Genomic DNA, 10570 nt, shown 5'->3' with positions numbered 1-10570 from the left:
AGCGACGCAGACCCTGAGGGCACTCCATCCCTCCGGTCCGGTCGGTCCGGCACCTGCCTGCCCCTATCCGGGGCTGATGTCCTTCCGCACGGAGGACGCGCGCTGGTTCTTCGGCCGCGACCGGGCCGTGGCCGACCTGGTGAGCCTGCTGGCCGATCCCGATACGGCCGGCCATCCGGCGATCGTGATCGGCCCCTCGGGAGTGGGCAAGTCCTCGCTGCTGCGAGCCGGTCTGGCCCCGGCCGTGCTGCGAGGGGCGCTTCCCGGCCGCCGGCCCGGGCAGCCGAGTGTGGCGTACCTGACGCCGACGGCCCGGCCGATGCGCGAGCTGGGCGGTGTCGACTCCCGCACGCTGGTGATCGTCGACCAGTTCGAGGAGCTGTTCACGCTCTGCGAGGACGAGGCCGCCCGGCAGGCGTTCATCGCCGAGCTGTGCCACCGGTCGGCGGCCGGGCTGGCGGTGGTGCTGGGCGTACGCGCCGACTTCTACGGCCACTGCCTGGCCCACCCGCCGCTGCTGGCGGCGCTGCGGGCGCGCTGCCTGCCGCTCGGCCCGATGGCGGCCGGGCAGCTACGGCAGGCGATCAGCGAACCCGCAGTGGTGGCCCGGCTGGCCCTCGAACCCGGCCTGGTCGAGCTGCTGCTGCGCGACGTCGGCGCCAGGACCAGCGGCGCCTGCGACGCCGGGGCGCTGCCGCTGCTGTCCCACGCCCTGCGCGCCACCTGGCAGCAGCGGACCGGCGCCCTGCTCACGGTCGCCGGCTACGAACGCACCGGTGGCATCCGGGGCGCCATCGAGGTCACCGCCGAGCACGCGTACGAGCAGCTCGACGCGGCACGACAGCAGGCGGCCAGGAACACCCTGCTGCGCCTGGTCCAGGTCGGCGACGGCGTGGCCGACGGCCGCCGCCGGCTCGCCCGCCACGCGCTGACCGGGGACGAGGCCGCGGCGGCCGTCGTCGAGACGTTCATCGGAGCCCGCCTGCTGACGGCCGACGCCGAGTGGGTCGAGATCAGCCACGAAGTGCTGCTCGACGCCTGGCCCCGGCTGAAAGGCTGGATCGACACCGACCGGGCGGGGCTGCGGATCCGGCAGCAGCTCACCGACGCCGCCGAGGCGTGGGACCATGCCGAACGCGACGACTACCTCCTGCTGCGCGGCCCCCACCTGACCACGCTGCGCGAATGGGCCGACGTAGCGCCCGCCGGGGCCCTCACCCCGGTCGAGCGCGCCTTCCTGACCGCCAGCTGGCAGGGGCAGGAGGCCGAGCGGCTGGAGACGCTGAGGCGTAACCGCAGGCTGCGCCGCCTGGTCGGCGGCCTGGCGGTCACGCTGGCGCTGACCGTGGCGGGCGCGGTCGTGGTGGTCGAGCAGACGGGGCAGGCGCAACGGAGTTCCCTGGCCGGGCGGCTGTCCGTCGAGGCGGCCCGGCTGGCGGCGTCCCGGCCGGAGGTGTCGGCGCTGCTCGCCGCGGCGGCCGTCGAGCAGGACCGCACGCCGCAGTCGCTCGGCGCGCTGATGAGCACGCAGGCGGGCGGGTTCGTGGCGCGGCTGGCCGGGCACAAGGCTCCCCTCTGGGGGGCGTCGTTCAGCGCTGACGGATCGACGCTGGCCACCGTCGACCACGGTGGCCGCGCCCTGCTGTGGGATGCCCGCCGGCGGACCGTGATCCACACGCTGGAAGACCTCTCCGCACGCCTCACCGCCATCGCCATCAGCCCGGACGGCCGCCTGGTCGCCGGGGCGGGAGACGACAGACGGCTGAGGATGTGGGACGCCGGGACGGGCCGTGTGCTGGCGACCCGCCCGCTTGCGGGCGGCACGGCGATGGGCGGGCTCTCCTTCGATCAGAAGGGCGCGATCCTGGCCGTGGCCGGGACCGGGGTGGAGTTGTGGCGGGCCGGTGACCTGCGGGCGCTGCCGCCTCCGCCGTGGGGGGCCGACGCCATCGAGGGGACCGCGTTCAGCCCCGACGGCGCTCTGCTGGCCGCCGCGGGCCGCGACGGGCGGCTGCGGCTCTGGCGCACCGACGGCAAGGGCGGGCCGCCGGTGATCCTCAAAGCGGGCGGGCACGCGATACGCGACGTCTCCTTCAGCCCGGACGGCACCCGGCTGGCCGCCGCGGGTGACGACGGTGCCGTACGCCTCTGGCGTACGTCCGACTGGCGTCCGGCGGGCGTGCTGACCGGGCACCGCGGCACCGTGTGGGACCTCGACTTCCGTGGCGACGGCCGGCTGCTCGCCACGGCGGGGGAGGACCAGCGGATCCTGCTGTGGGACGTGGCGGCGGGCCGCCGGCTCGCCGAGCTGACCGGCCACAGCGCTCCCGTGCACGCGGTCGCCTTCCCGCGCCGGGGCACGTTGCTGGCCAGCGCCGCCGCCGACACGACCGGGGCCATCTGGGACAGCACGGGCTGGGAGGTCCGGGGCTGCCCCGAGCCCGAATCGGTCGCGGCGGCATGGGGACCCTGGGGGCTGGTCACCGGCGCCGTCGACGGCGTCGTCCGCTACGGCGGACCGGCCGCCGCCACGGGACTGTGCGGACAACTGCCGGTGCCCTACCCGCCGATCAGCGGCCTGGCCAGGGGCGGGAAGGACGGCGGCCTGCTGGTGGTCGGCGCGGACACCGGACGGATCCGCGTGTGGGACCTCCAGCACCGCACCGAGCTCTACCGGCTCGACCATCCCGACCCCGGAGCCGCGGACCGGAGCCGGGTCGCCATCGACCCCGCCGGCGACCTCGTGGCGGGCGGCTATGGCGACGAGATCCTGGTGTGGCGCATCGCCACAGGTCAAGCCATCAGGATGGACACGTGGACGGCGTCCGGGGCCGTGGGCGCGCTCGCGTTCGACCCCGGGGTGCGGACGCTGACGACCGGCGAGGACCGGGCCGTCTACCTGCGGCGGCTCGGCGATCCCGCGTCGCGGCAGCTCCTCATGGCCGGCACCTCGCCGATCACGGCGCTCGCCTACAACGCGGACGGCACCGTGCTGGCGATCGGCTCCGACGACGGCACGGTGCGGCTCTGGCAGGTCCAGGGGCGGCGCGAGCTGTTCGCGCTGTCCACCCGCCAGGGCTCCGTCCGGGCGCTGGGTTTCGCCTCCGGCCGCCTGGCCGTCATCGGAGCGCACGGCACGCTCCGCTGGTGGGACCTGGACGAAGGCGCGTCGCTCCGCCGTGCCTGCGACATCGCCTCCGTGCCCGAGCCGCAGGAGTGGGCGCGGCTCGTACCCAACATGAAGAGCCTGTCACCCTGCGATCCCACCTAGTGCATGCCGTCCAGGATCGCGGTGAGCAGATCGGCGAACTCCCGCGGGTGGGTCTGGTACGGGGTGTGCCCGCCCGGGAACTCCTCGCACGGCACCCCGAAGCGCTCGCTCAGGACGTGCGCGGGCCGGTAGTAGGGGCGGCCCACGCTGTCGTGGCCGGTGGCCAGGCACCACGGGATCGTGACCGTCTCCAGTGCCTTCAGGTCGGGCTCGTAGGACGGGAACAGGGACAGCTCGCGGGTGAGCAGGATGTCGAGGTTGCCCATGAGCCGGAACATCCCGCCCGGCTGCCGGCCGGTCACCCGGCGGGCCAGCGCGGCGCCGCCCATCGCCACCCGCATGGCACCGGCGGTCACGGCCCGCCCGGTGGGGTTGGTGAACAGCCCCGGCGCCTTGGGCAGGATCATGGCCGAGAACGCGGCGAACCCCTGCATCGGCCCCTCCCGCTCGGCGATGCCGGCCAGTTCGTCGAAGGCGCGCTGTTCGGGGCTGTCCCGGCCATCAGGCAGGACCGAGACCAGTGGCGGTTCGTGGACGACCGCGCCGCGCAGCCGGTCGGCGTGGCGGGCCAGGAGCTCCACCGTGATGATCGCGCCGCTGCTGTTGCCGAAGACGAAGGCGCGGTCGACGCCGTAGTGATCCAGGATGGCGATCACGTCGGCCGCCTGCCGCGACACCGCGAGGGACGCGCCCGGTTCTGACAGCGGGCTGCGTGAGTTGCCCCGCCGGTCGAACGTGATCACCGTGAACCGCTCGGCCAGCAGGGGCACCACGTCCTCGTACATGCCGGCGTCTCCGCCCCCGCCGGAGACCAGCACCAGGGGCGGGCCTTCGCCGGTGATCTCGGTGTGCAGCCGCGCCCCGGGAACCTTCACTGTCTGCATCACAACCTCCGTTTTCTACACTGTAGAAGTCACTCTACGCCGTAGAAGACGCCGAGAAGGTGTCGGAGGCTGGGACGCTAGCGGGATGCCCGCCGTGGCCGGTCGGGAGCCGACCAGTGGGCTGGGCGGGTGAGGGCGGGCGACAGCTTCGTGGCGGCGTCACCCTTGGCGGCGTTGAGCTGCGGCTGGGTGAGGAAGATGCTGCCGGTGAGGTCGGCTCCGCCGAGTTCGGTGCCCCGCAGGTCGGCGCCGATCAGGTCGGCCAGCCGCAGGTCGGCTCCCCTGAGGTCGGCGCCGATGAGGTAGGCCCCTCTGAGGTCGGCGGCGCGCAGGTCGGCGCCCTTGAGCTTGGCCCCGATGAGGTCGGCGCCCCTGCGGTTCTTGCGGCGCGGGGTGCCGGCCCGGACGAGCTCACTCGTACGCAGCAGCAGCGTGTTGACGGCCTGCCGGTGCGCGGGCACGTCCAGGACCAGGAGGTCGTCGGCGTCGCCGCGGCTGAGACGTCCGGTCTCGTCGAGGGCGGCGCGGAGCTCGTCGTGGAGCTCGCGGGCCGGGTCAAGGGTCAGCGCCTCGGTCAGGTACCACAGCAGCTCGTGGAGCTGCCGCACGACCGGGAACACCGCGAACATCTGGGTGGCCGTCTCCGGCGCCTGCCGCCAGTCCCGCCCGCTGAAGGTGACCTGGGAGACCTTCTGGCCCGCGCCGAAGCAGTCGTAGACCGTGCAGCCAGGGAAACCGCGCTTGCGCAGGTCGCGGTGGATGCCGCAGCGGAAGTCCTGGTCCAGGTTGGGGCATGGCTTGCCCGCGTCCTTGTCGATCGCGAAGTCGGCCGAGGCGGAGAAGGGCAGGGCCACGCAGCACAGCCCGAAGCAGCTTTCGCAGTCGGCCTTCAGGGAATCGGGCAAGGTCAGGTGTCTCCTTCTGGGGGGGTCAGGGTCCCGAGAGTACCTCAGCTCTCATGAGCAGGCCCTCGGCTATGGCGGGTTCACGACACGTCTGGATCTAGCCACCCTTTCCACGTAGACAATGCCAGATCATGACCACTAGGAATTCGGTAGCTTCTCTTACCGATTCGCTGGAGGTCGTCAATGCTGCGTGGGCGAAAGGCGGTGGCCACCGCCGCGGCGGTGCTGGCCGTCTCCGCGCTGTCGGTGCCCGGCGCCCGGGCCGGCGCCGAGGTGGCGGCCTCCGAGCTGGTGCGGGGTACGGCCGGCGGTGAGATCACGCTCATCACCGGCGACCAGGTGCACCTACGCGCCGTCGACGGCGGCCACCAGGCGGTGACGATCACCCCGGCCCCGCGCGCGGACGGCACCGTGCCGAACTTCCAGGTGCTGGAGGCGGACGGTGAGCTGACCGTCATCCCCGACGACGTCGCCGCCCTGGTCCCGCAGCGTCTCGACACCGAGCTGTTCAACGTGTCGGAGCTGGCCGAGGACGGATACGACACCGCGATCCCGCTCATCCTCACCTACGACGGAAACGTCGCGAAAGCCGCCCTCCCGGCCGTCAAGCAGCTCCGCACGCTGGAGAGCATCGGCGGCGCGGGAGTGTCACTCGCCACCCAGGACGCGGCCCGTTTCGGCGCCGCGCTGGCCGGGCTCGCCGCCGGATCCGCAGCCCGGACGGCGAGCCCGCTGGCGGGGGTGGCGAAGATCTGGCTCGACCGCAAGGTGGAGCCGGTGCTGGAGAACAGCGTGCCGCAGATCGGCGCGCCCGAGGCGTGGGCGGCGGGCTTCGACGGCACGGGCACGACCGTGGCCGTGCTCGACACCGGCATCGACGCCACCCACGCCGACCTGGCCGGAAAGGTCGCCGACCAGCGCGACTTCACCGGCGAGAACGTGACCGGCGACCCCCACGGCCACGGCACCCACGTGGCGAGCACCATCGCGGGCTCCGGCGCCGCGTCGGACGGCCGCCGCAAGGGCGTGGCACCCGGCGCCGGCCTGCTCAACGGCAGGGTTCTGGGCGGCGACGGCAACGGACAGCTCTCGTGGATCATCGACGGCATGGAGTGGGCGGCGGGGGAGAAGCACGCCCAGATCGTCAACATGAGCCTGGGCAGCCGCGTCGCGGGCGGGCCGCTCTCCTCGGCCGTGTCGCGGCTGTCCCAGCAGTACGGCACGTTGTTCGTGGTGGCGGCGGGCAACGACGGCTGTGACGGCTGTGTCGGGGCCCCCGGCGACTCCGCCGACGCGCTGACCGTCGGCGCGGTGGACCGCGACGACAAGCTGGCCGTCTTCTCCAGCAGGGGCCCGATCGCCGCGGACGACTCGGTCAAGCCCGATGTCACCGCGCCGGGCGTGGAGATCACCGCCGCCAGGTCGGGCGGTGGGTACGTCACGATGTCGGGCACCTCGATGGCCACCCCGCACGTCGCGGGCGCCGCGGCGCTGCTGCGGCAGGCCCGCCCCGACCTCACGGGACCCGAGCTGAAGTCCTTGCTGATGGGGACCGCCAAGCCCACTCCGGGCACGCCCGCGGACGCGCGCGGCACCGGCCGGATCGACGTGGCCGGGGCGCTGAAGGGCGCGGTCGTCGCCTCGGCCGGTTCGGTGAACTTCGGCGACCTCGTGGAAGGCGCCGCCAAGAGCGTCACGGTGAAGTACCGCAACCTCGGCAAGGACCCCGTCGAGCTGGACCTGAAGGGCGCCGGCCCGTTCACCGCCGAGCCCGGCAAGGTGACCGTGCCCGGCGCCGGGCAGGCCGAGGTGAAGGTGACCCTCAAGGCCGCGACGCCCGGCCTGCTGCGGGAGGAACTGTCGGCGAGTGTTCCCGGTGGCGCCACCGTACGGACCCTGCTGACCGCGAGCGTCGAGCGGCAGCGCGTGGAGCTGAGGGTGCGCGGAGTCGCCAGGGACGGCCGCAACGCGCGCGGCGGGTTCACGGTGCTGAACCTGGACGAGGGCACGCTGGTCGGGCGGCTGCTGCCCGGTGACCCGGCCCAGCCGTGCTCCGAGCAGAAGTCCGGCACCGGCACCTGCCTGCTGGTCAAGCCCGGCACCTACTCCGTGCTCGGCCACATCTTCACCATGCCCGCCACGCAGGACAGCACGATGGCGGGCAAGCCGCTGAACGAGAGCCTCGTCGGCGACCCCGAGATGAAGATCACCGAGGACACCGAGGTCGTCCTCGACGCCCGCAAGGCGGTCGAGGTCGCCATCGAGACCCCCGACCACAAGACCAAGCGGAACATGGGCGCCGCGGCGCAGCTCGCCTGGTACCGCGTCGGCGAGAAGGGCACGGCCCTGCGCGGCGGCACCAACATCTCGCCCGGCGGGCAGATCGAGGAGCGGCTGTTCATCCAGCCGACCAGGAAGGTCACCAAGGGCACCTTCACCGTCGCCACCCGCTGGCGGCTGGAGGCGCCCGCGATCACCCTGACGACTCCGGGCCTCGCCCTGAACCCCCAGTACTACGACCCGGTCTCCTTCAGCGACTACGCCACGGAGTATCCGAAGCTGGACGGCACCGAGCTGTTCCTGGCGGTGGACGCCGGGCGCGGCACGGCCGAGGAGATCAAGGCCCGCGACCTGCGCGGCAAGCTGGCGGTCATCCGCCGTACCGACGGCGTGCCGGTCTCCACCCAGTCCAACGCGGCCGCCGCCGCGGGAGCCAGGATGGTGGCGATCTACAGCGACCACCCGGGAGCGGACATCACCTCCGGCGGGACCGGCGTCAAGCTCACGGTCCCGACCGTGCGGCTGACGCAGGAGGAGGGCCTGAAGCTGGTCGAACGGCTGCGGCGGCTGCCCGTGCCCGTCCTGGCCAAGGGAATCGTGGCCAGTCCCTACGTGTACGACCTGTACCTGCGCGAGAAGGGCCGGGTGCCGGACTCGCTGCGGTACGTGGTGCGCGACAGGTCGCTGACCCGCGTCGAGTCGGGCTATCACAGCCAGCTCGCGGACGACGTGACGGTGAACGAGGCGCGGTTCGTCTTCGAGCCGTGGGACACCTCCTCGATCTCCACCAACCGGCCGCTGGCCAAGACGCCGCGTACCCAGGTCGAATACTTCACACCGGACCCCGACCTGCGCTGGAGCGCCTCGGCGGGCAGTCCTGAGCGGTTCTACAACACGCAGTGGCCGCACGTGGACACCCCGCGCATGGCCCTGTCGACGCCGGTGTTCCGCAGCTACGAGGCGGGCGAGCGGGTGGAGCGGACCTGGTTCAAGCAGCCGGTGCTGCCGGGCGTCAACCCGCGCAACCCGCTGCGCAGGGAGGGCGACAAGCTGCGCGTCTCCATGGAGGGCTTCATCGACGCGGACGGCAACTACGGCGACGCCTACACCAGCCCGTTCGAGCACGGCATGAAGACTGATTTCCGCCTCTACCAGGGCGACAAGCTGCTCCAGCAGACCAGCTACCTGCCTTCGGGCTCGGTGACGTTGCCGGCGGAGAAGTCGGCGTACCGGATCGAGTACGACGTACGCAACGAGGCCACCTGGGCGAAGCTGTCGACGCGCATCCGGTCGGTGTGGACGTTCGGCTCGGAGCGCACGGCCGCGGCGACCACGGTGATCCCGCTGCTCCTGGCCGGGATCGACGCGCCCGTCGATCTGAAGAACCGGGCCCGCTCGGCCAAGCTCGGCGTGTCCCTCTACCGCCAGGAGGGGGCGGCGCCGAGCGCGGTGAAGGAGGTGTCCCTGGAGGTGTCCTACGACGACGGCGCCACCTGGCGGGCGGCCCGCCTGCGCCCGAAGGGCGGCACGAACTACGAGGCCACGCTGGAGCCGCGCCCGTCGGGCTTCGTCTCGCTGCGCCTCAACGCCTCCGACGTCGACGGCAACACCGTCTCCCAGGAGGTCATCCGCGCCTACGCGGCACGGTGACACACAGACCCGCCGAGCGGATGGGCCTCCCCCTCCGGCTCATCCGCTCGGCGTGCACTTACCAGAGGCGCGGTCGCGGCGGTCAACCAGCGCGATAGGGCGTTCAGGAGCCCTTGACCAGCGTGAACGCGCCACGGGCGAGCCCCAGCTGCTCCGAGCCCGTCTGCGCCGCGTCGAACGGAGCCTTCGGGTTGGTCGCCAGGGTCGTCACCACGAACGACCGCCCCTCCGCCGTCCTGGCGAGGTGGCCCAGGTCGTGCACCCCGGGCTCCGACCCGCCCTTGAACCAGACGGACGGCCACTGCGCCTTGTCCAGCGCGAGCCCCGCGTCGTTGATCGACAGGGCCTCGCCGACGTGCTTGTCCGGCAGCTTCGACAGCCGGGCGAAGGCCTGGCACACCTGGGCGGGGGAGGCGTACCACTCGAGCGTGTCCAGCTCGCGCGGCGCGGTCCACCCGGCGATGCGGGACAGCGGCACTTTGGCGACCACTCTGCCCAGGTAGGCCCGTTGCCCGGCCGTTCCCAGCGACAGGTACTTCTTGGTGTGCCGCGGATAGTCGGCCCCCTTGAGCACGAACATCTCCCGTGTGGTGAGGAAGGGCGTGTCGCGCTTGTCGCGGGCGCCCCAGGCCCACGCCGTACGCTCGACGTTCCTGCGGCCTGCCTTGCGGATGAGGAGGTCGGCGGCGGTGTTGTCACTGATGGAGATCATCAGCTTGGCGGCCTCCAGCACCGAGACCTTGCTGTTGTCCGGACGGTTCTGCAGCTCGCCCGACCCCACGCTCTTCAGCTCCGGCGTGATCGTGAGCCGGGTGTCCCAGCCGAACGCCCCGCTCGCGATGCGCTCGGCCACGGCCCCCAGCACGTACAGCTTGAACATGGAGCCGAGCGGGCGCGCCGTGGCGGGGGCGACGGAGTGCACAGGGCGGCAGGTCCCGTTCTTGGTCACTTCGGCGGCGATGAACCCCGCCTGCGGCGCGATCTTGCTCAGCCGCTGGTCCAGCTCCGCCCAGTCTTTGGGCGCGGGCGCGATGCGCGGGCGGAACAGCAGTCCGTTGACGAGGCCGGCGCCGTCCGTCGTGAGCGACAGGTCGAACAGGGCGCCGGCCGCCTCGACCGTGGCGATCAGCAGGGTGTTCTCTGACTTGGTCAGCTCCCGGAGCCGCAGGCCCTTGAAAGCGGTCAGGGTCCGGCTCAGCTGGTCGGCGGGGACGCTTTGGAGGAAGTCGACGGAGAAGTGCTCCTTCAGCTCGCTCTCCGGGATTGGCGGGCGGGCGACCGCGTCGAGCAGCCAGCGCAACTGCCTGCCCGCGGGCGTGTCGGGGATCTCGGGCGCGGAGATGGCGGCGGTCGTGGCCTGTACGGGCGCGGGCTGCCCCACGTAGGCCATCGTCACCGCCACAGCGGCCGCCGCCAGAAAACGGACGGGCTTCGACGAAGTGATCACGACAAGGCTCCTTCTCATTAGCGTGGTGCGCTCAGACAAGCGCGGCGGGGCCGCGGTGCACCATCAAGGGAGCCGCCGTTCTGACAGGTGGGGATGGCCGTACGAGATATGCGGATAACCTCATAGCCGCATT

General features: G+C 72.6%; 5 protein-coding genes. 2 read left to right on the top strand and 3 right to left on the bottom strand.

The window, feature by feature from the left end:
* Nucleotides 1-13: 13 nt before the first annotated feature.
* Complete coding sequence (locus KME78_RS11970; RefSeq protein WP_372454907.1) at nucleotides 14-3271, top strand: nSTAND1 domain-containing NTPase; 3258 nt, start codon at nucleotides 14-16, stop codon at nucleotides 3269-3271.
* On the opposite strand, the gene KME78_RS11965 is transcribed toward KME78_RS11970, so the two are convergent.
* Together KME78_RS11965 and KME78_RS11960 are read right to left on the bottom strand one after the other, a co-directional pair.
* On the bottom strand, nucleotides 3268-4155 hold the full coding sequence (locus tag KME78_RS11965; protein WP_219528901.1) for an alpha/beta hydrolase: 888 nt from the start codon (nucleotides 4153-4155) through the stop codon (nucleotides 3268-3270). The genes KME78_RS11970 and KME78_RS11965 overlap by 4 nt on opposite strands.
* Before the next feature lie 77 nt (nucleotides 4156-4232).
* The gene (locus KME78_RS11960; RefSeq protein WP_372454906.1) at nucleotides 4233-5066 is read right to left on the bottom strand and encodes a pentapeptide repeat-containing protein; all 834 of its coding nucleotides are present in this window, start codon (nucleotides 5064-5066) and stop codon (nucleotides 4233-4235) included.
* A gap of 177 nt (nucleotides 5067-5243) precedes the next feature.
* Between KME78_RS11960 and KME78_RS11955 the strand changes: the two genes are divergently transcribed.
* Nucleotides 5244-8990 (top strand): S8 family peptidase, encoded by a 3747-nt coding sequence (locus KME78_RS11955; RefSeq protein WP_219528900.1) that lies wholly within the window; start codon nucleotides 5244-5246, stop codon nucleotides 8988-8990.
* 103 nt (nucleotides 8991-9093) lie between these two features.
* On the opposite strand, the gene KME78_RS11950 is transcribed toward KME78_RS11955, so the two are convergent.
* Nucleotides 9094-10437: a serine hydrolase gene (locus KME78_RS11950; RefSeq protein ID WP_219528899.1), complete on the bottom strand. Its 1344-nt coding sequence runs from the start codon at nucleotides 10435-10437 to the stop codon at nucleotides 9094-9096.
* Nucleotides 10438-10570 lie beyond the last annotated feature (133 nt).

This window comes from Nonomuraea guangzhouensis (assembly GCF_019396345.1).
Taxonomy (GTDB): Bacteria; Actinomycetota; Actinomycetes; order Streptosporangiales; family Streptosporangiaceae; genus Nonomuraea; species Nonomuraea guangzhouensis.
Note: the sequence above shows the minus strand (reverse complement) of the source record. Positions and strands in the feature narration are given on the sequence as shown.

Bases quoted from the DNA above. Each gene is read 5' to 3' on its own strand.
- KME78_RS11965 (WP_219528901.1), bottom strand. From the start codon at position 4,155: ATGCAGACAGTGAAGGTTCCCGGGGCGCGGCTGCACACCGAGATCACC.
- KME78_RS11955 (WP_219528900.1), top strand. From the start codon at position 5,244: ATGCTGCGTGGGCGAAAGGCGGTGGCCACCGCCGCGGCGGTGCTGGCC.